This window comes from Ruegeria sp. HKCCA5839 (assembly GCF_013035585.1).
Taxonomy (GTDB): domain Bacteria; phylum Pseudomonadota; class Alphaproteobacteria; order Rhodobacterales; family Rhodobacteraceae; genus Ruegeria.
Map to the genome: position 1 here is coordinate 335,797 of NZ_WQIE01000002.1, position 21,207 is coordinate 357,003.

Here is a 21,207-nt window from a genome sequence, read left to right on the forward strand (position 1 = left end):
GGTTTGGGTCAGCGTCTAGAGCCCTCCATACTCCTGATGGGGGGGCTCATTTTGTCGGCACCCTATTGGGTCGGCTTGGCCAAAGGAATTGATCTTCAAGTTGCGCATAGGTTGTCGTCATGATCCGCCTCATCGAAAAAGGCCTGATGTTTGGCAATCTTGTCCACATTTCCAGCCCGGCCCTGGTCGAGCGGTATAACCGTGCTTTGCGGCGTCTGACGGGCAAGACCACGGCGCTTGCGGATTTTCATATCGATATCTCGGGCTATTCCCCCGAGATCGGGCAGGAATTGGGTGACCCGCTTTACCTCAACCCCAATGGGGTCAATCGGCAGTTCATCCTGCTGACGACCGAGCAGAAACGCGCGCCTCTGCTGAATGTCAAATTCTCAACCTCGCGCGACATCTTGCGCGACTTTATCGAACAGAACGAAGCGCAGCTGTTTGCTCTGACCGCAACGGATGCGGTGGCCGGAGAGCTGGTGAATTCGGTCTTCAAGCTCACCACGCCAGCTGATCTGCTGACGCTCAGCAAGATCGAGATCGAAGCGGATACAGTGGGCGGGACCCTGCGCAAGGCCGAGCAATTGGCGGGTATGGTCGAGCAGTTCAAAACCGAAGAGGACGCCTGGTTCGACGATGTTCTGATCGCCAGGATGATCGAAACAGCCAAAGATACAGGCGACGTGACGCGCAACCCGGTCCGTTTGCGCCACACCGCGTTTGATCAGCCGAACTTCTGGACGGCGCATTATGGCGGGCTTTATCTGTTTCCTGACCTTGAGCATCCGGCTGCGATTTTTGCGGGTGAACGGCCAGACGGCTTGCCGCTGGAATATGTGTTTCACATGGCGCAGCACAATCAGATCGCCAAATTTCTGAGCTATAACAAGCTCGTGGAAACCATCATCGAGGCGCGCGGCGTGGATTCTGCTGCCATTTTGCAGCAAAAGATGGATTTTCTGACGGTGTCGGCGGCTGCGCATGCCGATGTTGACCTGAAAGGCTTGGACCGCCGGGACCTGCGCCATCTTGCGCGCCGTCATGTGGACCAATTGCCTGAGGCCTATCACGGGCTGGCGCAGCTGCTGCGCTGGGCAACGGATGGCGGGCGGTGGCCGCGCATAACCTCGGATCACCCGGCCTATTTCTATACTCTGCGGGCGGCCAACACGCCGCATCGGGATTTGGTAAACATGTTGCTGACCGAGATGGCGCCACTGGACCCGCGCCAGATGTTCATTTGCCACAAAGAGCTGTTCTATGCGACCTACGCCCAGTGGCCTGAAAGCAAAAAAGCCTATGTTGCCGATTTCCTTGCCCGCGAGTATCAGCTGGACAAAGCAGGTGCACGGGCGGCCTTGTTCGGGCATGAGCCTGATATGAGCGGTGAGGATCGGATCAGTGACGATCTGATTGCTCGTGTCGGGCCCTGGGGTTCTGTAAGGAGGGATTGAAATGCTCGGAGCGCTACGATTATTTCTGATCCTTTTGTTTTTACAGACGGTTGCATATTTTGCGCTGTCTCTTTACTCGCGCGGTGTCCGGCGGCAAAAACTGGAAAGCTGGTGGGACGAGAAAGGCAAAACCGGTGACAAGAACGCGTTTGTTGAACGCGGATTGCACGTCTATGACAATTCTTTCCGGCGCAAGTTGATACTCGCGGTCTACATTGTGCCCTGGATCGCTGTTGGCGCACTGATCTATATCGTGAATTACATGTGAGGGATAAGACATGGCTTATCTGAAATGGGGTTTCATTCTTGTCTTCTGGATCACGCTTGGCACGATCCTCCAATATGCGCTGCCGCAACATGATGTCGTGCGGATCGTTAACACTTATGAGGAACGTCAGGATCTGAACGATTGGACGCGGATCTTCTGGTCTGAACCCGAGGATCAATCGACCAGCTTGTCGAACCGCGACGTTCAATTCATTCAGGCGGTGCGCGCCAATGGCAAACCCATCGTGTATCGCAACGAAGATACGGGCTGGGGTTGGCCGCCCTATTTCAAATTCGACACGGCGAACCTTTATACCGAAGCGAATGATGCAAAGTCGACGAAAGAGGATCCGGATTGGGTAGTGGTCACCCATTATGGCTGGCGGAACGAGTTTATGTCGATCTTCCCTAATGCGATTTTCATTCGACATGTCGAAGGCCCGGATGTCCGTATCATCCCTTGGTTCAACATAATTTTCCTGACAGTGTTTGCGGCCATCGTTTGGGCTCTGTGGGTTCGGTGGCGCCGTTTCCGGCAAAGACGGATCGATCCTGTTTTGGAAAATGTCGAAGACGGCTTGTATGCCGCAGGTGACGCGATTGACGAAAAGCGCAAGGGATTCAGACGGTGGCTGGACAGTTGGAAGTCGAAGTAAGATCGAACAGGGTCCTTCGGCTATTCCATAGCCGGTCTTTACCTGACAACAAATTCTGCATGTAGCGCACCAGCCGCCTTGATCGTTTTCAGGATGTCAATCATGTCGCGTGGCGACACACCCAGGGCGTTCAAACCGGCCACCACTTCGGACAAAGTTGTTGCCTCGGGGATTTCGGCCAGACCAGTGCCTTCCTCTTCTTCGACCGTCAGGGTCAAATTGCCTTGCGAGACGGCCACGCTTGAGATTCTGACATCCCTACCCCTTCGGCCCGCGCTGCATGTCGCGCGGCCTGATCACAGACCGAAGCCTGCGCCATCGCGCCCATGAGGGCAAAAACATGCGCCCACAGCGCAAGGATCAAGTTCAAAGGATTGGGCATTCTGCCGGTCCGGGATTCTTTTGGTCCGGGCCAAGCTAGCGGGGTTTCCCTTTACAGAGGGTTAGCACCGCTTCAGTTTCGATCAATCCGGCGGCCAAAGACAACGCTTGTATTGGTCCGTAACACGCCCGGGATTTTCGCCAGTTCATCAACCAGAATATCCAGATCCTCAAGCCGAGGCGCCTCGGCTGACAGCATAAGGTCGAAATCTCCGTTGATCGAAAGGCAGAGTTTGACTTCGGGATAGGCCTCAAGCCGTTTCACAATGCGTGTGGTCTCATTCTGCCTTACCTCCAGCATCACGATGACCTGCACTTTGGGCGTATCTTCGGTCGCCCCCAGACGCACTGTATAGCCCGCGATCACGCCGCGTTCTTCCATGCGGTTGATGCGTTCGTGGACGGTTGTGCGCGCCACGCCCAAGGCACCGGCAATCTGCGTGGTCGAGGCGCGGGCATTGGCCTGCAGAGCGGCGATAATACGACGATTCAGCTGATCCATTGGGGCTCCGGTACAGGGCGCATGTATTTGGTTATGGCAGATTTGCCCGTGGTCTCAAGCCTGCCGAGGGACCTTTGGATGCAGGTCGTCGATGATGATGGGATGGGCGTGTGGCAGACCCCCTGCCAGATGTGGGTGGTCGGGCGGCAGGTTTGGGTGATCGTGCTGGATGGGATCCTGGTCCTTGCGCGGCCAGAGGCCAAATGCAGCGACAATCCCCAAGACAGAAAGCGCCGCCATGCTACCAAGCGCGACTGCGGCGCCTGACACGGTCATCAACCAACCTGACAGTGGATAAGTCACCAGCCAGCACCCGTGCGACAGGGTGAATTGCGCGGCAAACACGGCAGGACGGTCTTCGGGATGTGCGGATCGGGTCAAAAGACGGCCTGATGGGGTCAACGTGGCGGAATAGCCAAACCCGGTCAGCGCCCACAGCGCGACCAGTAGTCCGAGCGTTAACGGGACATGTGCTGCCAAGATCGCGGCACAGGCCATTGTCGTAGCACCCAGAATTGCTCCACCCAGCATGACGCGGCGATCTTCGATTCGGTCCAGCAGGCGGGGCAGCATGAAGGCGGCGAGCATTGATCCACCGCCAAACCCGGCCAGCGCAATGGCCACCGCGCTTTCGGACAACCCAAGATCAGATCGCACAATCACAACCGTATTCACGATGACCATGGCGCTCAGCGCTGCTGCGCTTGCGTTCAGCGCAAGCAGACCGCGCAGCCGGGGTGTTTTGAGATAGATTTTGATGCCGCGTGTCGTGCGGTCATAGATCCCCCGGGGCCTGCTGGGTTTGGGCGAGGGCAGGGCGACCGACACGACTAAGAGGGCCGACGCTACAAAGCCCAAGGCGGTCCCCCAAAACAGGCTGTTGAAGCTGACCAGTAACAATAAAGCAGCTGCAAAAACCGGGCTCAGCAGGCTTTCCAGATCGTAGGCCAGTCGCGATAGCGATAGCGCGCGGGTATAATCCGCCTCGTCGGTCAAAACATCTGGTATCGTGGCCTGAAATGCCGGCGTGAACCCGGCCGAGGCGGATTGCAGAACAAAGATCAGAACATAGACCTGCCAGACCTCGGTCACGAAAGGCAGGCAGAGCGCCACGGCCGCGCGGATCAGGTCGAGAACAACCAGCATCTTGCGGCGATCCAAACGTTCGGCAAATGCCGCAGCCAACGGTGCCACGATGACATAGGCAACCATCTTGATCGTAAGCGCGGTGCCAAGGATCAAACCAGCGGCGTCACCCGCCAAATCATATGCGAGCAACCCCAGAGCAACCGTCGCAAGGCCGGTGCCGGTCAGGGCAACGATCTGTGCGGCCAGCAGGTGGCGATAGGTTCGGTTTCTGAGAACGTTCAACATCGGAATTCAGCCTTCGACATGCGTCCCAGCTTTTGTGGCTTTCAACAAAAAGGCAATGGCTTTGACAGCTTGGGTTTGGCACCGCTTGGCCGATGCCCCTTAGATGGCGTTGAGTTTATGGGGCAAACCTCTTATCTCGGGGGCAATATCGCTCAAAGGATTAGTCGCGTGGCGAACCATCTTTACAAAAACGACCTGCCAGACGGCTTGGACCTGGGGCCTGTTGTGGCCATTGACTGTGAAACCATGGGGTTGAACCCGCATCGTGACCGGCTCTGCGTGATCCAGATGTCGGGAGGCGACGGTGACAGCCATATTGTTCAGGTCGAAAAAGGCCAGACCGAGGCGCCCAATCTGTGTGCCATGCTGGAGAACCCGGAGGTTTTGAAACTGTTCCATTTCGGACGGTTCGATATCGCGGCGATGTATCACGCATTTGGCGCTTTGGCGGCGCCGGTTTATTGCACCAAGATCGCCAGTCGTCTTGTGCGCACCTATACAGACCGGCACGGGCTGAAGAACCTCTGTCAGGAACTGATCGGCGTCGATATCTCGAAACAGCAGCAGATGAGCGACTGGGGGGCCGAAACCCTGACCGACGCACAACTGGACTATGCCGCGTCTGACGTTCTGTATCTGCACCGCTTGCGGGATGCGCTCAACGGGCGTCTTGCCCGCGAAGGTCGGACCGAAATGGCGCAGGCGTGTTTTGACTTCCTTCCCATGCGTGCCAAGCTGGACCTGGAAGGTTGGCCCGAAACGGATATCTTTGCGCACTCATGACCGATAACGAAGCATTCCTGAAAACGGCCCGGCAGGTCGTAACCGACGAAGCCCGAGCGCTGGACGTGCTGGCCGACGGTCTGGATGAGCACTTTGCCGAAGCCGTGCACATGATCCTGCAGGCATCAGGCCGCGTGATCGTCAGCGGCATCGGCAAATCGGGACATATCGGTCATAAGATTGCCGCCACTTTGGCCAGCACCGGAACACCTGCCTATTTCGTGCACCCGGCCGAGGCCAGCCATGGTGATCTGGGTATGGTGTCAAAAGGCGACGTGGTCCTGGCAATCTCCAACTCGGGCGAAGCGCCCGAGCTTGCCAATCTGTTGGCCTTCACGCGCCGCTTTGGCATCCCGTTGATTGGCTTGTCCAGCAAGCCCGAAAGCTCGCTGATGAAACAGGCAGATGTGCATTTGCTGATCCCGTCACTGGGCGAAGCCTGCGGCTTCGGCATGGTACCGTCGATCTCGACCACCTTGACCCTGGCGATGGGTGATGCGCTGGCCATTGCCCTGATGAAATACCGCGATTTCAAGCCCGAGAATTTCCGCGATTTCCATCCCGGTGGAAAACTGGGCGCGCAGCTGAGCAAGGTGCGCGACTTGATGCATACCGATATTCCGGTTGTGCTGTCCGATACCCCGATGAGCGAAGCGTTGCTGGTCATGAGTCAGAAGAGCTTTGGCGTGGTTGGGGTCACGGATGCCGACGGACGCCTGTTGGGGATCGTGACCGACGGGGATTTGCGCCGTAACATGGATGGTCTGCTGGAGAAGGCAGTCGAAGAGGTCATGACTCGAAACCCACGCACAATCGGACCCGAAGAGCTGGCAGAAAGTGCAGTTGCTCTCATGACAATGCAGGCGCCAAAAATCACGTGTTTGTTTGTGGTCGATCCCGAAGGGGATGGACGGGCTCAGGGTATCCTTCACATCCATGACTGCTTGCGCGTCGGGTTGGGCTGATGCGCAATACCATGGATCGCTATTCCCGGATGGTGCAGTTCCTCAAGGTACTGCTGCCGCTGGCGGCGATCCTGCTACTGGCCTCGGTCTTTCTGCTGTCGCGCAGCATCGAAACGGATGTCTCGGTGCCCTTCACAGCCGAAGCGATTGACGAACGGCTGGCCGATCAGGTGGTGACGATGCCTGACTACAAAGGGGTGACGCGCAACGGCGAGGAGGTTCGGGTAGAAGCGATCCGTGCGGCCCAGGGCACTGACCGGGATATGCCCACAGCAACGGAATTTCACGGCACTTACAATCTGCACAACGGTGGCGTCATCACGCTTGACTCGAATACCGGCTCTATTCGGCCCGACAAAGGCACAGCCACCTTTGAAGGCGATGTCGTGATCCTGACGGCTGACGGTATTCAGGTGACCACCGATCTGCTGAACACGTCGCTGGATGAAATCCGAGGCGATACGCCCGGGCAGGTCGATGGTGTTGGTCCGATTGGAGAATTTACAGCCGGGCGCATGACCTTTGGAACTAAAAAAAAGGATGGCCCGGTCCATATTCTTTTTACAGATGGGGTGAAACTGATATACGAACCCCCAAAAGCAGAAAGATAACTTGTGATTGATTTGCGCGCCGCCCTTGTTTCCGTTGCCCTCAGTTTCACGGCAATACCTGTTGCGGGGCAAGAAGCGCAGGTCGCGTTCGGGTCGCCAAATGCTGACCCTACACTTCCGGTCGAAGTCACCTCGGAAACCTTGAACGTTAACCAGGAAGACGGCTCGGCCGAGTTCATCGGCAATGTGATCGTTATTCAAGGCGAGATGCGTCTGACGGCTGAGCGGGTTCTTGTGATCTACAATCAGGAACGTTCGGCCATTGAACGGATGGAAGCGACCGAAGATGTGGTGCTGGTCAGTCCGCCGGATGCGGCAGAAGGCGACTGGGCAGAGTACACGATCGATACCGGTGTCATCAACATGCGCGGGAATGTGCTTTTGACCCAGGGGCCCAGCGTGATCAGCGGCGACGAGATGGAAGCGAACCTGACCACAGGCACCGCAACCATGAGCGGCAATGTCAAAACCATATTGCAGCAGGGTGGCGGCAACTGATGGCGAAACCCAAACTTACGGTTGCAGAAGGCTCATCTGGTCTGAGGATCGAAAAGCTTCGTAAATCCTATCGCAAGAAAACCGTCATCCGCGACGTCTCGATGACTTTGGATCGTTCCGAGGTGGTGGCGCTGTTGGGCCCTAACGGATCGGGCAAAACGACGACCTTCTATTCCGTTGCAGGTCTGGTGTTCCCCGAGGCCGGTACGGTGACAATCGACGGTCAAAACGTGACAACCCTGCCGATGTATCGCCGGGCCCGGTTGGGCATCGGCTATCTTCCGCAGGAAATGTCGATCTTTCGGGGCATGAGCGTCGAAGACAATATCGCCGCCGTTCTGGACATTACCGTGGACCACGTTCACCGCCGCAAAGAGCGGTTGGAAGAGCTGCTGTCGGATTTCTCGATCGAGCATCTTCGCCGCGCACCCGCCCTGGCCTTGTCCGGGGGTGAACGGCGGCGCGTCGAAATAGCGCGCTGCTTGGCTGCAGATCCCAAGTATCTGTTATTGGACGAGCCTTTTGCAGGGGTCGATCCGATCAGCGTCGGCGATATCCGTCATCTGGTGGCCGATCTGAAGAAGCGCGGGATCGGTGTTTTGATCACAGACCATAACGTGCGGGAAACGCTTGAGATTGTCGATCGTGCCTACATCCTGCATGACGGGCAGATGCTGATGTCCGGCACTCCCGAGGAAGTTGTGGAAAACGAAAACGTGCGCCGTGTTTATCTGGGCGAAAACTTCAAGATTTCATGACGTTGCGCGGAAAGACGCCAAATTGTTAGGCGAAATCGCGTATATACACGACCTGTTTTGATTGACTCTTCGGCTGTCTCTTGCCTCAATTGGCACATGGCATTTCTTCGGTTCCAATCTGGATCAGGATGCCCCTTCTTTGAAGGGTGTGATCTCAGACAATCCTGGGACATGTCGCTATCCCCCACCCGATAAAAACAGGCACGTTGCGCGACGCAATGTCAGAATGGGTGTGAATTGTGAAGGAGACCACATGCGTTACCAAATCAGCGGAAAACAGATCGACATCGGTGCGGCTCTGCAGACCCATGTGCAGACCGAGCTGGGCGAGGTTGTGGGCAAATATGCTCAAAGACCGACCGACGCCAATGTCGTGTTTTCCCGTTCGGCGCATGAATATGTGTGTGAAACCACTGTTCATTTGTCCACAGGGCTGACGGCGCAGGCCAAAGCCCACGCAACCGAAATCTATGCAGCTTTCGAGGCGTGTTGTGACAAAATGGAAACGCAATTACGGCGGTACAAGCGCCGTTTGAAAGACCATCACAAGGACCGGGTCGAGCCGGTTGAACTCTTTGGTGCGTCCTCTTATATCCTCGCGTCTGACGATTCGGACGTGGCAGACGAGCCAGAAACGCTGCAGCCCATGATTGTGGCTGAAATGGAAACAAAAATTCCATCTCTCAGCGTGGGCGAGGCCGTTATGCAAATGGAACTTGCGGGCGCACCTGTTTTGGTGTTCCGAAATGAAAACAAGGATGGATTGAATGTCGTTTATCGTCGCGATGACGGTAATATCGGTTGGATCGATCCGTAACAGGCAAGGATACTAAGACGAACTTTCGCGATTGCGATTGTTGCGTCATTGGAGCGTGATCATGGAGCTTTCGAGCATATTGAAGCCCGAGGCGGTACGCATTCTATCTGCGGCCTCTAGCAAGAAGAGATTGTTTCAGGAAATCGCAGACGTTGCGTCTGCGGCGCTGAGCATGGATGCGCAGGCCATTGTCGAAAGCCTGTTGGAGCGAGAAAGCCTGGGCCCTACCGGAGTAGGCCATGGTGTCGCCTTGCCGCACGCGAGGCTGCCATACATTGACTCTGTCACTGGCGTTTTCGTGCTTTTGGAAAAGCCGATTGATTTCGGTTCGGTCGATCGTCAGCCGGTCGACCTAGCCTTTTCGTTGTTTGCGCCAGAAGATGCAGGTGTTGACCATTTGAAGGCTTTGGCCCTTGTATCGCGGACACTGCGTGAACAGTCCGTCTGCGCCAAGCTGAGAGCCAATCCGGACCCGGTCAAAATCTACGCAATCCTGACCGAAGCACAATCGGTTCAGGCCGCGTGATACAAAAAAAGCCCCCGGAAAAACGGGGGCATTTGAATGAGACAGGCTGCGCTCAGCCGCCGGTGCCCATTTCCAACGTCCACCAGATCTTGCCGTTGTTTTCCTGATGCCACGCGAATCCCATTTGCGTGGCGCGCGGATCCATGATGACAGATCGCGGCCCTGGCTCTTGCATCCAGGCGGCCAGCGTTTCGGTTTCGGTCTCAAACGTCTCCGAGATCGCCTCGCCGAGGAATGTCCCGAAATAGCCGACCCGCGCGGCACGATCCAATGGTGATGAACCATCGGACCCGAAATGCCAGGGCCGGTTCTGGCGGGCCATGTCCTTGGAATGCGTAGCAGCTGCAGCGTTGAGTTGCGCATTCAGTTGTACAGGTTGCAGGCCAGAGGCCTGACGCAAAGCGTTCACCGAATCAACCATGCGGAATTGCAGCTTTTCCGGGTTGCCGCGGATTTTGTAGACCGTCGGCAACGGCCTTCCATCGGTGCCCAAAGTGGTCGTCGCCGAATCAGTACAAGCCGCCAGAGCGACCAAACAAATCAACAGAAAGGGAAGAATACGCGTCATGATGGGTCCGAAATTTGTGTCCTCACCGGAAATAGCTTGCGAAAGCCTAGGGGGCAAACATGCAATGAGAGAATGTTGCGTGAATCTGCCGGTTTGGTTTGCGACTGAAGCATTATCGCCATAAAATACCATAGATATTCGCATTTGTGCTTGGAAAAGGACCGTATCCGATGGTCAAGAAACCAATTTCGAACACCACGCGCCGGGGATTTTTGGCTGGTGCCGCCGTAAGTTTGGCCTCGCCCGCGGTCGCGCAATACATCCCAGGCGATCCTTTGCGCCCGGCACCGGAACCCGAGCCCGCTGTGCGCCGCAATATCTCGGGTTTCCGGGCGCTGGACTGGCAGCCTTACTTTTCAAACACCAAAAACGGCGCGATCCTTGTCGATACGGTCTCGCGTGCGCTGCATTATTGGTCAGATGATCAATCCGTGTACAAACTCTACCCGTCTTCGGTGCCTTTGACCGAAGAAATGACCCGCCGGGGACGGACCAGCGTGATCCGCAAAGTTGAAGGTCCCAGCTGGGCACCGACCCCTTCGATGAAAAAGCGGAACCCCGAATGGCCGGACTTCATTCCGCCTGGACCGGATAACCCACTGGGAACACACGCTTTGTACCTCAGCTGGAAGTATTATCGCATCCACGGAACACATGACACGCGCAAAATCGGCCGCAGGTCGTCGAACGGATGCATAGGTTTGTTCAACGAAGACATCGCCGAGCTGTTTTCGATGGCCAAAGTCGGCACGCAAGTGTTGCTAATATGACGACATTTTCGCGCAGCGCGCGGGCTGAATCGCAAGTTGCAATTGCATTCCTCGGGCATTGCTGATTAGAAAAACTCACGAGGTAAGTCTTAGATGTGCGGTTTCGCTAATTGGAATCGTGCAAATTCTGGAGGTTAATATGAAGAAACTCGTTCTCGCCGCTGCACTGACCGCCGCTGCTTCGACCGCTTATGCGGGTAACCTGGAAGAGCCGGTCGTTGAAGCGCCGGTTATCGTCGAGGAAACTCAAGGTTCTTCGCAGGGCATCATCCTGCCGCTGATCCTGCTGGTCGTTGTTGCTGCTGCTGTTGCCGCAAGCTAATTCGATACACAATTCCTGAAAAAGGCGGTGGATCGTTCCACCGCCTTTTTTGTTTGAGGCGCTGGTTACTCGAGCCAGCCGCGCAGGTTGTCTTGAATGACCTTCCCCAACGCCGCGATATGGGCGTCTTGGTCGTTTAGGCATGGGATATAGGTAAAGCTTTCTCCGCCAGCCTCTTCAAAACTCTCTTTGATCTCTTCATTGATCTCTTCCAGCGTTTCAATGCAATCGGCTGAAAAGGCCGGGGCAATGACCGCGATGTTCTTTTTGCCCTGTTTTGCAAGGTCAGCCACATGATCGACGGTGTAGGGCTTTAGCCACTCTTCCGGGCCAAACCGCGACTGGAAAGTTGAAACAAGCTGATCATCTGCCCAGCCCAACCGTTCTTTCAACAGACGAGAGGTTTTGGCGCATTGGCAGTGATAGGGATCGCCTTGCATCAGATAGCGTTCCGGCATGCCGTGATAGGAACAGACCAGTACATCCGGTTTGGTCTCCATCGCGGCATAGGCGGCCTCTACTGACCCGGCCAAAGCATCGATATAGGCCGGCTCGTCGAAATAGGCGGGCACGGTGCGGCTGGCGGGTTGCCAGGCCTCGTCCATCAAGGCGCGGAAGAACTGGTCGTTGGCCGTGGCCGTCGTAGCCCCGGCATATTGCGGGTAAAGCGGGAAAAACAGGATGCGGTCACAGCCTGCCTCGACCATTTCGCGCACTTTGGATTTGGTCGATGGGTTGCCATAGCGCATACAGAAATCGACCATCACCTGATCTCCGTACCGATTGTGCATCGCATCGCGCAGCTTGGCGGTCTGATCCTTGGTGATCGTCATCAATGGGCTTTCACCCTTGTCATGGTTCCAGATCGACTTGTAGGCCTCGCCCGAGCTGAAGGGCCTCTTGGTCAGGATTATCCCCTGCAGGATCGGCTGCCATTTCCATTTGGGATAATCGATGACCCGCTGATCGGACAGGAACTCGTTCAGATACCGGCGCATTGGCCAATAGGTAAAGTCATCCGGCGTCCCCAGATTGGCCAGCAGAATCCCAACGCGCCCCATTTTGACCTTGGGATGGTCGGCGGGGGCATGGGCGGGGCGAGTGGCATCAAACATATCGGGCGTCCTGACTTTCTTTTGTTCCGGCCTGAGATAAGGGGATTCAACCCGGCGTCAATCAGGCAGTTTACCTTCTTCGGTCCGCAATGCATCTGCCAGCCGCATTTGTGCTGATCCCGGGCGCAAGGGTTTGGGTTGGCTGTCATCGGGCGACCAGCCGGTCAGGCAGATCATCTCGAAGGTGGCTGCCAAACGGCCCGAAGCGGTTGGGAAATGTTGAGCGTAAATCTGCTGGGCGGTGTCAAATACGGCGCGCCGGGTCGGGTATTTCAACCGTGCCGACAGCGTGTTGGTCTCTCCCATTTCGCGCAGGTCCCGCATCAGATGCCAGATATCGCGATATTCCGCGGTCAAGGGCACGGCATCCGCAACCGGCAGAGCAAGCCCGGCCCGTTGCAGGAGCCCCCCCAGGTCTCGCAGCTCGGCCATGGGTGCGACGCGAGGACTAAGGCCTCCGGAAACCTCGATCTCGGCCTGACCCAGAGCGGCGCGTAGCTGATGCAGGGTTTCTCCGCCCAGGCAAAGCACGAGAAGCAACCCGTCTGGTTGCAACGCGCGATGGCATTGGATCAGCTGCCCCACCGGATCATTGGCCCAGTGCAGCGCCATTGCGTGGATCACCAGGTCATGGGCGCCGGATTGCAGAGCAAGCACTTCGTCATCGGTGGCGGTGATGGCGCCGGGTAAGACATCAGACCAGACATGCGGAAACGGTGTCACAATCGCGGGCGCCGTAAAGGTTTTGTTAACCATGGAGAGCCGATCCTGCACCTCGTCGATCGCGGCGCGGTGCAGAAACAGCGCTTCGTCCCGCGCACGCGCGCGGTGTCGCAGGATGGCCGTGCGGTCAAACAAAGAGGGTGCGTTGGGTTCAGGCAGTTTCATAGCGCGCAAGTATCGCATCACGCAGCGGATTCAAACAGCTCTTGCGCTGATCTATCCGCCACGCTGCATGGGGTGCGGTGCGTTGACCGAATCCGATTTCGGTCTGTGTGGCGCGTGCTGGCGCGAGACGCCGTTTATTGGTGGAGCCGTCTGTGACAGCTGTGGTGTTCCGGTGATGGGTGAAGAGGATGATCATCGCATCGAATGTGACGATTGCCTAAAGACTGCACCCCCTTGGCAGGCGGGTCGCGCTGCGATGTTGTATGACGGCAAAGCGCGATCCTTGATCCTGGCCCTTAAACACGGTGATCGGCCCGAGCTGGCCCGACCAGCGGCAAGATGGCTGGCGCAGGCAGGGCAAGGACTGTTTCGCCCGAACATTCTGATCGCGCCGGTGCCATTGCATTGGTCACGCCTGCTCAAGAGGCGCTATAACCAGTCTGCCCTTTTGGCGCAGAACCTTGCGCGCGAGATCGGGCAGGAATGCATCCCGGATCTGTTACTGCGAAGGGTGCGAACGTCAGTTCTGGACGATAAAACCGCTGGCGAGCGCGCGGACATATTGGACGGTGCAATCGCTGCGCATCCCAAACGGGGACACCATATCAAAGGGCGCGATGTCCTGCTGATCGATGATGTCATGACTTCGGGCGCGACTCTGGCGGCGTGTACCCGTGTGTGTCAGGCCGCAGGGGCAAATCATATTTTCGTGTTGGCTCTGGCGCGCGTTGCCAAGGATGCCTAATTCGCTCAAGATTGCGCGAAACCCGAAGGAAACGGAAAATGAAACCGGTTGAGATCTATACATCGCCGCTTTGTGGCTTTTGCCACGCGGCCAAGCATTTGCTGAAACAAAAGGGTGTCGAGTTCAAGGAAGTCGACGTTCTGATACACCCAAAACGCAAGCCCGAGATGATCAAGCGTGCGGGTGGTAAACGCACTGTACCTCAGATTTTCATCGGCTCGCAGCATGTGGGCGGCTGCGACGATCTTTATGAGCTTGAGCGCCAAGGCAAGCTGGACAGTTTGCTCGCGGCCTAATGAAAACAGCCCTGCTGCAGATCACCTCATCGGACGATCCGGCCGAAAATCTGGACATGGTGCGCGCGATGATGACTGACGCGGCCGCGCAGGGTGCGCGCTTTGTCCTGACGCCCGAGGTGACGAATTGCGTCTCGACCAGCACCACGCGGCAGCGCGCGGTTCTGCAGCATGAAGAAGACGACATCACTTTGGCAGGTCTGCGTGCGCAGGCCGCCGAGCTGGGCATTTGGCTGCTGATCGGCTCGTTGGGTATCAAGACGCATGATGCGGATGGCCGCTTTGCCAACCGGTGTTTCATGATCGACCCGCAGGGTCAGATCGTGGCGCGGTATGACAAGATCCATATGTTCGATGTGCAGGTTACCGAATCCGAAACCTTTCGCGAATCGAAGAACTATCGCCCGGGCGAAACAGCGGTGATTGCCGAGACGGATTTTGGCAAGGTCGGGCTGACGATTTGCTATGACATCCGTTTCCCGCATCTTTACGCCGCGCTGGCGCAGGCAGGGGCGCGGATATTGACGGTTCCGGCGGCTTTTTCTCCGGTCACTGGTGCGGCCCATTGGGAATCGCTGTTGCGGGCGCGGGCGATTGAAACCGGGTGCTGGGTGCTGGCCCCGGCGCAAACCGGCACGCACCCGAAGACGCGCGGAAAAACCCGCCAGACCCATGGGCACAGCCTGGTTGTCGCCCCGTGGGGAGAGGTGCTGATCGACGCAGGCACCGATCCGGGCATTCACATTTTCGATTTGGATGATAGTTCTGTGTCAGAGGCGCGCCGCCGCGTGCCCTCATTGACGCATGTTCGGCCTTTTACAGGGCCCTGATCCAGAACCGAGATATGACGGACGAACAAAATGCCCTGGCGGTCACGCTGTTCAGCGAGATCCTGACCGCCGATCAACTGTTGCGCAACCGGCTGAGCCGGGTGCTGCCCAAGGGCATGGAAATCTCGCATTTCTCGGTGCTGAACCACTTGGTGTTTGTGGGGGATGAGCGGACGCCAGCGCAGCTGGCCAGCACCTTCCACGTCACGCGCGGCGCAATGACCAACACCTTGGCCAAGCTGGAATGGGCCGGATACATTCACATCCGCCCCGACTGGGACGACGCCCGCCGCAAAATGGTCGCCATCAGCCCCGCCGGCCGCCGCGCGCGCGATCAGGCGATTTCGTCGATTGCCCCGCTGATCAACCGCGTGGTCGGAGAGCTGGGGCTGGAACGGGTGCGGAATACGCTGCCCGTACTACGTGATTTGCGGTTGCAGTTGGAGGGGGAGTAACCCTACCCAGGCTTCACACTCGCCGTCACATAATTCACGCTCAGATCGCGATCCGAGATCGACCAGCTCCACAGGATCGGGTTGAACACGAAGCCCTTGCGGTCCACCGGCTCCAGCCCGGCCTGGTGCAGCAGGTCAAAGAGCTCGTCGGGGGTGATGAACTTGTTCCATTCATGCGTCCCACGCGGTAGCCAGCGCATGACGACCTCGGCTCCGAAAATGGCCATCGCATAGGATTTCGGGTTGCGGTTGATGGTGGAACAGACCTGCAAGCCGCCGGGTTTCAGCAGCTGTTGCGTAGCGGTCAGATAGCCCAAGGGATCGGCCACATGCTCGACGACTTCCATGTTCAGCACGACGTCGAACTGTTCGCCTGCGGCGGCCATGTCTTCGGCGGTGGTGTGGCGATAGTCGATCTCAAGCCCTGATTGCTCGGCATGGATGCGCGCGACGGGCAGGTTGCGCTCGGCCGCGTCGGCGCCCACGACCTCGGCGCCCAAACGCGCCATCGGTTCGCTCAGCAATCCGCCACCACAGCCGATATCCAGCAGGCGCAGGCCCGCAAAGGGATTCGGCGCGGTCAGGTCACGATCAAACTCACCGGCGATTTGCTGCGTGATATAGTCCAGCCGGCACGGATTCAGCATGTGCAAAGGTTTGAATTTTCCGTGAGGATCCCACCATTCTGCGGCCATAGCCTCGAATTTTGCGATCTCGGACGGGTCCACCGTGTTCGGATGCGCTTGCATTCCTGTCTCCGTGTGCTCTTTTACGCTTAAGGACTATATAGGGCCATAATGGACAAGTACCCGGACCAAAAGCGCGCAGTTCAATATCTGTACTCGCCGATCGACCCGTTCGATCAGCGGATGGTGGATATGGGCGATGGGCATCGTATCTATGTGGAACAATGCGGAAATCCCAAAGGGATCCCGGTTGTGGTTCTGCACGGTGGCCCAGGTGGTGGCTGCAGCCCGGCAATGCGGCGGTATTTCGATCCGCAGGTCTATCGGGTGATTCTGTTTGATCAGCGAGGGTGTGGGCGATCAAGGCCCACCGCGTCGGTGGAAAACAACACCACATGGCACCTGGTCGCCGATATCGAACGTTTGAGAAAGCTCTTTGAGATTGAAGAGTGGCTTGTGTTTGGGGGCAGCTGGGGCGCGACCCTTGCCTTGATTTATGCGCAGACCCATCCGGATCGTGTCAGTCATCTGGTGCTGCGCGGCGTCTTTTTGGCTACACAATCCGAACTCGATTGGTTCTATGGCGGCGGCGCAGGCAAGTTCTGGCCCGAGCAATGGGCCAAGTTCACCGCGCTTCTTTCCGATGCCGAGCTGAAGGATACGATTGCAGCCTACAACAAACGCCTCTTCTCAGGCGATCGCGCGACGGAAATCCTCTATGCGCGGGCCTGGTCGCATTGGGAGAACGCGCTGGCTTCGGTGCATACTAATGGTTCGGTTGGGGAAAGCCCGGGCGAATATGCGCGCACCTTTGCGCGGCTTGAGAATCACTATTTCATCAACAAGGCGTTCCTTGAAAAAGATGGCCAGATTCTGGATCAGATGGATCAGATTCAGGATATCCCCGGGTATATCGTGCAGGGGCGCTATGATATGATCTGCCCGCCGCAAGCTGCTTGGGAGCTGGCAGAGCGTTGGCCCAATGCCGAGCTGAAGATGGTTCGTAACGCTGGGCATGCCTTGTCCGAACCCGGCATCAGTGCCGAGTTGATCCGCATTATGGATCGGATTGCCGAGGGCCTGTCATGACCCGGATTGACCGTCGTGCCTTGTTCGCCTCAGGTGCCGCCGCAGCGTTGCTGGCGGCCACCGGCGCGACCTTGGCGGATACGCCGAAACAGGGCGGGACCCTGCGTCTGGCGGTGCCGCGTGATGACAGTCTGGATCAGGTCGCGCGAGGGGCCGTTTTTGACACGCTGACCGAGATTGCACCCGATGGCACCTTGCGCGGTGAGCTGGCGACAGGCTGGCATACGGACGCCGAGGCGCGCGTTTGGACCTTTGATCTGCGCCAAGACGTGCTGTTCCACGATAGTGCTGCGCTGGACGTGACCGATGTGCTGGCTGTTCTGGGGCGCGTTGGCCGGGCCGAGGCCCTGTCATCCCATCAATTGCGGTTGGAGCTGGTCGACAGCAACCCTGGTTTGCCGTTTCTTCTGGCCGACAGCCCCTTTGTGATCACCCGCGCCGGGCAAGAGGTTTCGCCTCTGTACGCGGCCAATGGCACCGGCTGTTACCGGGTTGAGCGCGCCGAAGACAATCGCCATTTCCTGGGCCGCCGCGTGGAAAATCACTATAAGGCCGGAACCGCCGGTTGGGCCGATGCGGTTGAGGTGATTGTAATCCCCGATCCCTCCGTGCGGGCGGAGGCGCTGCGCGATGGTTACGTGGATGTTGCAGCCTTGCCTGATGCCGCCGGGCTGAAGGGCGTGCGCGGATTGCGCTTTCACCCGTCCGAATCGGACATGGCGCTTGCGGTGGCCTCGATGGTTGGTTTGCCGCGCCAATTGGGTCAGTCCCGCGCGTTGGATGATGGGCGATTGGCCGAAAGATGGTGGATCGCCTAAGGCGAAAAAGATCGCCTTGATCACATTCTCAGACAATCGTCTTGCAGACTCGGGCCATCCTGCGTATATGCCTCCGTAACAGCGGCGTGTCGGGCGAAGGTCTGAGGCTCCACCGGAAAGTTCGACGGGCCGCGCGCCCGTTTTTTTGTGCCCGACTGAAGGGTAGAGAACCTGATGACAAATGACCTAATAGCCAAAGCTGCCATTGACCGGCGACTGGCGGAGATCATCACCCCCGTGATCGAGGATCTGGGGTATGAGCTGGTGCGCATCCGTTTGATGAGCGGTAAGCAGACCACGTTGCAGATCATGGCCGACAAGCCCGATGGTGGCATCGAAGTGGATGACTGCGCCGAGATTTCGAACGCGGTCAGCGCTACGCTGGATGTCGAGGATCCGATCCTCGACGCCTATACGCTTGAGGTATCCAGCCCAGGGATCGACCGCCCTTTGACCCGTCTCAAGGATTTTGAGACTTTCGAAGGGTATGAGGCCAAGATCGAGACCGCAGAATTGATCGATGGACGCCGCCGGTTCAAAGGCGAATTGGCCGGGATCGAAGGGGACGAGGTTTTGATCAACATCCCCGAAGGGTCCGAGACGATCACCATCGGTCTGCAGTTTGCCTGGCTGAGCGATGCCAAGCTGGTCCTGACCGATGATCTGATCAAGGAAATGCTGCGCCAGCGCAAAGACGCCGGTGCCCTGAACGAAAACGCTTTCGACGAGATTGAGACCGAAGGGTCCGAAGAGGAGACGAACTGATGGCAATCACCTCAGCCAACCAACTGGAGCTGTTGCAGACCGCCGAGGCCGTGGCCCGCGAAAAGATGATCGACCCCGGTCTGGTTGTCGAAGCGATGGAGGAATCGCTCGCCCGCGCCGCCAAGAGCCGTTACGGCGCCGAGATGGACATCCGCGTGTCCATCGACCGCAAAACCGGCAAGGCGACCTTTACCCGCGTGCGCACCGTGGTCGAGGATGAAGAGCTTGAGAATTATCAGGCCGAGTTCACCGTCGAGCAAGCCAAGCAGTATATGGAAAACCCCGAGGTCGGTGACGTCTTCGTCGAAGAAGTTCCTCCGGTCGAAATGGGCCGTATCGCCGCGCAATCTGCAAAGCAGGTTATCCTGCAAAAGGTGCGTGAGGCCGAGCGGGATCGTCAGTACGAAGAATTCAAGGATCGCGCAGGCACCATCATCAATGGCGCCGTGAAACGCGAAGAGTTCGGCAATGTCATCGTTGATCTGGGCGGTGCCGAGGCCGTTCTGCGCCGCAATGACAAGATTGGTCGCGAAAGCTATCGCCCAAATGACCGCGTGCGCGCCTATATCAAAGAGGTCCGCCGCGAAGTGCGCGGCCATCAGATCTTCCTGTCGCGGACAGCGACGGAATTCATGGCCGAGCTGTTCAAGATGGAAGTCCCCGAGATCTATGACGGCATTATCGAAGTCAAGGCCGTGGCGCGTGACCCCGGTTCGCGTGCCAAGATTGCTGTGATTTCCTATGACGGTTCTATCGACCCTGTCGGCGCTTGCGTTGGTATGCGCGGCAGCCGGGTACAGGCCGTTGTGAACGAGTTGCAGGGCGAAAAGATCGACATCATTCCCTGGAACGAAGATCAGCCGACCTTCCTTGTGAACGCGCTTCAGCCTGCCGAGGTCTCCAAAGTGGTTTTGGACGAAGAGGCTGGCAAGATCGAAGTTGTGGTGCCTGAGGAACAGCTGAGCCTCGCCATCGGTCGTCGTGGTCAGAACGTGCGTCTGGCCAGCCAGCTGACCGGTCTGGATATCGACATCATGACCGAAGCTGAAGAATCGGCGCGTCGCCAGAAGGAATTCGAAGCCCGCACCCAGCTGTTCATGGACAGCCTGGATTTGGACGAATTCTTCGCTCAGCTGCTGGTTTCTGAAGGGTTCACCAACCTGGAAGAAGTGGCCTATGTCGAGATCGAAGAACTGCTGGTCATCGACGGTGTGGATGAAGGTACCGCGCAAGAATTGCAAACCCGTGCCCGTGAGTTCCTCGAGGCGCAGGCCAAGGCCGCGCTGGATGCCGCACGTGCTCTGGGCGCCGAAGAAAGCCTTATTGAATTCGAAGGCCTGACACCCCAAATGGTGGAAGCACTGGCCAAGGATGATGTGAAGACGCTGGAAGACTTCGCAACCTGCGCCGACTGGGAACTGGCCGGAGGCTGGACCACAGTTGATGGTGAGCGTATCAAGGATGACGGTGTGCTAGAGCCTTTCGGCGTAACGCTGGAAGAAGCGCAAGATCTGGTGATGACCGCACGCATTATGCTGGGCTGGGTTGATCCGGCCGAGTTGGAACAGATCGAAGAAGATGGCGAAGCGACCGACGAGGAGGTCGAGGCCTGATCTCAGGCCTCGGGTGGCTTAGATGGGTCGCGGTGGCGTCCATAAGGATCGGTCGGAAGGCCCCGAGCGCAAGTGCATCGCCACAGGCGAGATTCAGCCCAAACATGGGCTGGTCCGCTTTGTGACGGGGCCGGACGGTCAGGTCTATCCCGATGTCGCGGCAAAACTGCCGGGACGCGGGGTCTATGTGGCGGCTGACCGCGACGCGCTGACCACTGCGGTGGGCAAAAAGCTGTTCGCGCGCGGGTTCAAGGCTCAGGTGACCGTGCCCAAGGACCTGGTGGAAGAGGTCGAAAAACAGGTTTCGCGACGGGTGATCGAACTGATCAGCCTTGCGCGCAAGTCCGGTGATGCGGTCGCCGGGTATGAAAAGGTCAAGACGTGGCTGGACCGGGATGAGGCCCAGGTGCTGATTCAGGCCAGCGATGGATCGGGACGCGGCAAGTCGAAACTGAGCACGCCGCATTTCGGGAAATACATCGGATGGCTGACTGCGGATGAATTAGGACAGGCATTTGGGCGCCAAACCGTGATTCATGCGGCGCTGGCCTCTGGCGGACTCGCCAAACGTGTTGTAGAGGAAGCGCAGCGCCTGCGTGGCTTGCGCGAAACGGATGACGGCGGCAAGGGCCGCTCGGAAGGGTAAGAAGCT

28 protein-coding genes and 1 pseudogene are annotated in these 21,207 nt (G+C 57.7%); 21 read left to right on the forward strand and 8 right to left on the reverse strand.

What is annotated here, in order from left to right:
- Positions 1-119: 119 nt before the first annotated feature.
- The 3 genes from GOV38_RS07185 to GOV38_RS07195 are packed head-to-tail and all read left to right on the forward strand — an operon-like array spanning position 120 to position 2,380.
- Positions 120-1,457, forward strand: a complete 1,338-nt coding sequence (locus tag GOV38_RS07185) for a DUF6638 family protein (protein ID WP_171208609.1) — start codon at positions 120-122, stop codon at positions 1,455-1,457.
- A 1-nt stretch (position 1,458) separates the two neighbouring features.
- Entirely contained in the window at positions 1,459-1,725 is a 267-nt protein-coding gene (locus tag GOV38_RS07190) for a hypothetical protein (RefSeq protein WP_171097844.1), read from the forward strand.
- 10 nt (positions 1,726-1,735) lie between these two features.
- A complete protein-coding gene (locus tag GOV38_RS07195; RefSeq protein ID WP_171097846.1) occupies positions 1,736-2,380 on the forward strand; it encodes a DUF1523 family protein in 645 nt (214 codons plus the stop codon).
- Positions 2,381-2,418: 38 nt separating this feature from the next.
- Here GOV38_RS07195 and GOV38_RS07200 read toward each other — a convergent pair.
- The 4 genes and pseudogenes from GOV38_RS07200 to GOV38_RS07215 all read right to left on the reverse strand — a co-directional run.
- Positions 2,419-2,643: pseudogene (locus tag GOV38_RS07200) on the reverse strand (flagellar basal body P-ring protein FlgI); the annotation flags it as partial.
- Positions 2,595-2,762: a hypothetical protein gene (locus tag GOV38_RS07205; RefSeq protein WP_171208610.1), complete on the reverse strand. Its 168-nt coding sequence runs from the start codon at positions 2,760-2,762 to the stop codon at positions 2,595-2,597. The pseudogene GOV38_RS07200 and the gene GOV38_RS07205, both read right to left, overlap by 49 nt.
- A 72-nt stretch (positions 2,763-2,834) precedes the next feature.
- The gene (locus GOV38_RS07210) at positions 2,835-3,263 is read right to left on the reverse strand and encodes an Lrp/AsnC family transcriptional regulator (protein WP_171208611.1); all 429 of its coding nucleotides are present in this window, start codon (positions 3,261-3,263) and stop codon (positions 2,835-2,837) included.
- Positions 3,264-3,317: 54 nt separating this feature from the next.
- A complete protein-coding gene (locus GOV38_RS07215) occupies positions 3,318-4,637 on the reverse strand; it encodes an MFS transporter (RefSeq protein ID WP_171208612.1) in 1,320 nt (439 codons plus the stop codon).
- Between the two features lie 168 nt (positions 4,638-4,805).
- Between GOV38_RS07215 and GOV38_RS07220 the strand changes: the two genes are divergently transcribed.
- The 7 genes from GOV38_RS07220 to GOV38_RS07250 all read left to right on the forward strand — a co-directional run bounded on the left by GOV38_RS07220 (position 4,806) and on the right by GOV38_RS07250 (position 9,595).
- Entirely contained in the window at positions 4,806-5,420 is a 615-nt protein-coding gene (locus GOV38_RS07220) for a ribonuclease D (protein WP_171208613.1), read from the forward strand.
- Positions 5,417-6,385 carry an SIS domain-containing protein gene (locus GOV38_RS07225; RefSeq protein ID WP_171208614.1) on the forward strand — a complete coding sequence of 323 codons (969 nt, stop codon included), beginning with the start codon at positions 5,417-5,419 and terminating at the stop codon, positions 6,383-6,385. Before GOV38_RS07220 ends, GOV38_RS07225 begins: the two co-directional genes overlap by 4 nt.
- Positions 6,385-6,996 (forward strand): LPS export ABC transporter periplasmic protein LptC, encoded by a 612-nt coding sequence (gene lptC / locus GOV38_RS07230; RefSeq protein ID WP_254430510.1) that lies wholly within the window; start codon positions 6,385-6,387, stop codon positions 6,994-6,996. The genes GOV38_RS07225 and lptC overlap by 1 nt, the downstream gene beginning before the upstream one ends.
- A gap of 3 nt (positions 6,997-6,999) precedes the next feature.
- Positions 7,000-7,494, forward strand: coding sequence for an LptA/OstA family protein (locus tag GOV38_RS07235; protein ID WP_171097860.1), 495 nt, complete (start codon positions 7,000-7,002; stop codon positions 7,492-7,494).
- On the forward strand, positions 7,494-8,252 hold the full coding sequence (lptB, locus tag GOV38_RS07240; protein WP_171208615.1) for an LPS export ABC transporter ATP-binding protein: 759 nt from the start codon (positions 7,494-7,496) through the stop codon (positions 8,250-8,252). The genes GOV38_RS07235 and lptB overlap by 1 nt, the downstream gene beginning before the upstream one ends.
- 253 nt (positions 8,253-8,505) lie before the next feature.
- Positions 8,506-9,069: a ribosome hibernation-promoting factor, HPF/YfiA family gene (hpf, locus tag GOV38_RS07245; protein WP_171097863.1), complete on the forward strand. Its 564-nt coding sequence runs from the start codon at positions 8,506-8,508 to the stop codon at positions 9,067-9,069.
- 61 nt (positions 9,070-9,130) lie between these two features.
- Positions 9,131-9,595, forward strand: a complete 465-nt coding sequence (locus GOV38_RS07250) for a PTS sugar transporter subunit IIA (protein ID WP_171208616.1) — start codon at positions 9,131-9,133, stop codon at positions 9,593-9,595.
- 52 nt (positions 9,596-9,647) lie between these two features.
- On the opposite strand, the gene GOV38_RS07255 is transcribed toward GOV38_RS07250, so the two are convergent.
- Positions 9,648-10,163, reverse strand: a complete 516-nt coding sequence (locus GOV38_RS07255) for a CAP domain-containing protein (RefSeq protein ID WP_171097867.1) — start codon at positions 10,161-10,163, stop codon at positions 9,648-9,650.
- 170 nt (positions 10,164-10,333) lie between these two features.
- Here GOV38_RS07255 and GOV38_RS07260 point away from each other — a divergent pair, with 170 nt between their 5' ends.
- Complete coding sequence (locus GOV38_RS07260; RefSeq protein ID WP_171097869.1) at positions 10,334-10,933, forward strand: L,D-transpeptidase; 600 nt, start codon at positions 10,334-10,336, stop codon at positions 10,931-10,933.
- A gap of 139 nt (positions 10,934-11,072) precedes the next feature.
- A complete protein-coding gene (locus GOV38_RS07265; RefSeq protein ID WP_171097871.1) occupies positions 11,073-11,255 on the forward strand; it encodes a hypothetical protein in 183 nt (60 codons plus the stop codon).
- Positions 11,256-11,320: 65 nt separating this feature from the next.
- On the opposite strand, the gene hemH is transcribed toward GOV38_RS07265, so the two are convergent.
- Positions 11,321-12,370, reverse strand: coding sequence for a ferrochelatase (gene hemH / locus GOV38_RS07270; protein WP_171208617.1), 1,050 nt, complete (start codon positions 12,368-12,370; stop codon positions 11,321-11,323).
- A gap of 57 nt (positions 12,371-12,427) precedes the next feature.
- Positions 12,428-13,258, reverse strand: a complete 831-nt coding sequence (locus GOV38_RS07275) for a methyltransferase domain-containing protein (protein ID WP_171208618.1) — start codon at positions 13,256-13,258, stop codon at positions 12,428-12,430.
- Between GOV38_RS07275 and GOV38_RS07280 the strand changes: the two genes are divergently transcribed.
- Genes GOV38_RS07280 through GOV38_RS07295 form a run of 4 tightly spaced genes read left to right on the forward strand, consistent with a single transcriptional unit; the run spans position 13,239 to position 15,584 of the window.
- Positions 13,239-14,003 carry a ComF family protein gene (locus GOV38_RS07280; RefSeq protein WP_254430511.1) on the forward strand — a complete coding sequence of 255 codons (765 nt, stop codon included), beginning with the start codon at positions 13,239-13,241 and terminating at the stop codon, positions 14,001-14,003. The two genes, GOV38_RS07275 and GOV38_RS07280, sit on opposite strands and share 20 nt — an antisense overlap.
- 38 nt (positions 14,004-14,041) lie before the next feature.
- A complete protein-coding gene (gene grxC / locus GOV38_RS07285) occupies positions 14,042-14,299 on the forward strand; it encodes a glutaredoxin 3 (RefSeq protein WP_171208619.1) in 258 nt (85 codons plus the stop codon).
- A complete protein-coding gene (locus GOV38_RS07290) occupies positions 14,299-15,129 on the forward strand; it encodes a carbon-nitrogen hydrolase family protein (protein ID WP_171208620.1) in 831 nt (276 codons plus the stop codon). Before grxC ends, GOV38_RS07290 begins: the two co-directional genes overlap by 1 nt.
- Before the next feature lie 14 nt (positions 15,130-15,143).
- Positions 15,144-15,584: a MarR family winged helix-turn-helix transcriptional regulator gene (locus GOV38_RS07295; RefSeq protein ID WP_171208621.1), complete on the forward strand. Its 441-nt coding sequence runs from the start codon at positions 15,144-15,146 to the stop codon at positions 15,582-15,584.
- Between the two features lie 2 nt (positions 15,585-15,586).
- Here GOV38_RS07295 and ubiG read toward each other — a convergent pair whose 3' ends face one another.
- Complete coding sequence (gene ubiG / locus GOV38_RS07300) at positions 15,587-16,333, reverse strand: bifunctional 2-polyprenyl-6-hydroxyphenol methylase/3-demethylubiquinol 3-O-methyltransferase UbiG (protein ID WP_171208622.1); 747 nt, start codon at positions 16,331-16,333, stop codon at positions 15,587-15,589.
- Between the two features lie 48 nt (positions 16,334-16,381).
- Here ubiG and pip point away from each other — a divergent pair, with 48 nt between their 5' ends.
- From pip to GOV38_RS07325, 5 genes are all read left to right on the forward strand, one after another.
- Positions 16,382-17,359 carry a prolyl aminopeptidase gene (gene pip / locus GOV38_RS07305; RefSeq protein WP_171208623.1) on the forward strand — a complete coding sequence of 326 codons (978 nt, stop codon included), beginning with the start codon at positions 16,382-16,384 and terminating at the stop codon, positions 17,357-17,359.
- Positions 17,356-18,177, forward strand: a complete 822-nt coding sequence (locus GOV38_RS07310) for an ABC transporter substrate-binding protein (protein WP_171208624.1) — start codon at positions 17,356-17,358, stop codon at positions 18,175-18,177. Before pip ends, GOV38_RS07310 begins: the two co-directional genes overlap by 4 nt.
- Positions 18,178-18,351: 174 nt before the next feature.
- Positions 18,352-18,942, forward strand: coding sequence for a ribosome maturation factor RimP (gene rimP / locus GOV38_RS07315; protein WP_171208625.1), 591 nt, complete (start codon positions 18,352-18,354; stop codon positions 18,940-18,942).
- Positions 18,942-20,555, forward strand: a complete 1,614-nt coding sequence (nusA, locus tag GOV38_RS07320) for a transcription termination factor NusA (protein WP_171208626.1) — start codon at positions 18,942-18,944, stop codon at positions 20,553-20,555. Before rimP ends, nusA begins: the two co-directional genes overlap by 1 nt.
- Before the next feature lie 22 nt (positions 20,556-20,577).
- Positions 20,578-21,201 (forward strand): RNA-binding protein, encoded by a 624-nt coding sequence (locus GOV38_RS07325; RefSeq protein WP_171208627.1) that lies wholly within the window; start codon positions 20,578-20,580, stop codon positions 21,199-21,201.
- The last annotated feature ends 6 nt before the right edge of the window (positions 21,202-21,207 follow it).

Bases quoted from the DNA above. Each gene is read 5' to 3' on its own strand.
- GOV38_RS07185 (WP_171208609.1), top strand. From the start codon at position 120: ATGATCCGCCTCATCGAAAAAGGCCTGATGTTTGGCAATCTTGTCCAC.
- GOV38_RS07190 (WP_171097844.1), top strand. From the start codon at position 1,459: ATGCTCGGAGCGCTACGATTATTTCTGATCCTTTTGTTTTTACAGACG.
- GOV38_RS07195 (WP_171097846.1), top strand. From the start codon at position 1,736: ATGGCTTATCTGAAATGGGGTTTCATTCTTGTCTTCTGGATCACGCTT.
- GOV38_RS07205 (WP_171208610.1), bottom strand. From the start codon at position 2,762: ATGCCCAATCCTTTGAACTTGATCCTTGCGCTGTGGGCGCATGTTTTT.
- GOV38_RS07210 (WP_171208611.1), bottom strand. From the start codon at position 3,263: ATGGATCAGCTGAATCGTCGTATTATCGCCGCTCTGCAGGCCAATGCC.
- GOV38_RS07215 (WP_171208612.1), bottom strand. From the start codon at position 4,637: ATGTTGAACGTTCTCAGAAACCGAACCTATCGCCACCTGCTGGCCGCA.
- GOV38_RS07225 (WP_171208614.1), top strand. From the start codon at position 5,417: ATGACCGATAACGAAGCATTCCTGAAAACGGCCCGGCAGGTCGTAACC.
- lptC (WP_254430510.1), top strand. From the start codon at position 6,385: ATGCGCAATACCATGGATCGCTATTCCCGGATGGTGCAGTTCCTCAAG.
- lptB (WP_171208615.1), top strand. From the start codon at position 7,494: ATGGCGAAACCCAAACTTACGGTTGCAGAAGGCTCATCTGGTCTGAGG.
- hpf (WP_171097863.1), top strand. From the start codon at position 8,506: ATGCGTTACCAAATCAGCGGAAAACAGATCGACATCGGTGCGGCTCTG.
- GOV38_RS07250 (WP_171208616.1), top strand. From the start codon at position 9,131: ATGGAGCTTTCGAGCATATTGAAGCCCGAGGCGGTACGCATTCTATCT.
- GOV38_RS07255 (WP_171097867.1), bottom strand. From the start codon at position 10,163: ATGACGCGTATTCTTCCCTTTCTGTTGATTTGTTTGGTCGCTCTGGCG.
- GOV38_RS07260 (WP_171097869.1), top strand. From the start codon at position 10,334: ATGGTCAAGAAACCAATTTCGAACACCACGCGCCGGGGATTTTTGGCT.
- GOV38_RS07265 (WP_171097871.1), top strand. From the start codon at position 11,073: ATGAAGAAACTCGTTCTCGCCGCTGCACTGACCGCCGCTGCTTCGACC.
- hemH (WP_171208617.1), bottom strand. From the start codon at position 12,370: ATGTTTGATGCCACTCGCCCCGCCCATGCCCCCGCCGACCATCCCAAG.
- GOV38_RS07275 (WP_171208618.1), bottom strand. From the start codon at position 13,258: ATGAAACTGCCTGAACCCAACGCACCCTCTTTGTTTGACCGCACGGCC.
- grxC (WP_171208619.1), top strand. From the start codon at position 14,042: ATGAAACCGGTTGAGATCTATACATCGCCGCTTTGTGGCTTTTGCCAC.
- GOV38_RS07290 (WP_171208620.1), top strand. From the start codon at position 14,299: ATGAAAACAGCCCTGCTGCAGATCACCTCATCGGACGATCCGGCCGAA.
- GOV38_RS07295 (WP_171208621.1), top strand. From the start codon at position 15,144: ATGACGGACGAACAAAATGCCCTGGCGGTCACGCTGTTCAGCGAGATC.
- ubiG (WP_171208622.1), bottom strand. From the start codon at position 16,333: ATGCAAGCGCATCCGAACACGGTGGACCCGTCCGAGATCGCAAAATTC.
- pip (WP_171208623.1), top strand. From the start codon at position 16,382: ATGGACAAGTACCCGGACCAAAAGCGCGCAGTTCAATATCTGTACTCG.
- GOV38_RS07310 (WP_171208624.1), top strand. From the start codon at position 17,356: ATGACCCGGATTGACCGTCGTGCCTTGTTCGCCTCAGGTGCCGCCGCA.
- rimP (WP_171208625.1), top strand. From the start codon at position 18,352: ATGACAAATGACCTAATAGCCAAAGCTGCCATTGACCGGCGACTGGCG.
- nusA (WP_171208626.1), top strand. From the start codon at position 18,942: ATGGCAATCACCTCAGCCAACCAACTGGAGCTGTTGCAGACCGCCGAG.
- GOV38_RS07325 (WP_171208627.1), top strand. From the start codon at position 20,578: ATGGGTCGCGGTGGCGTCCATAAGGATCGGTCGGAAGGCCCCGAGCGC.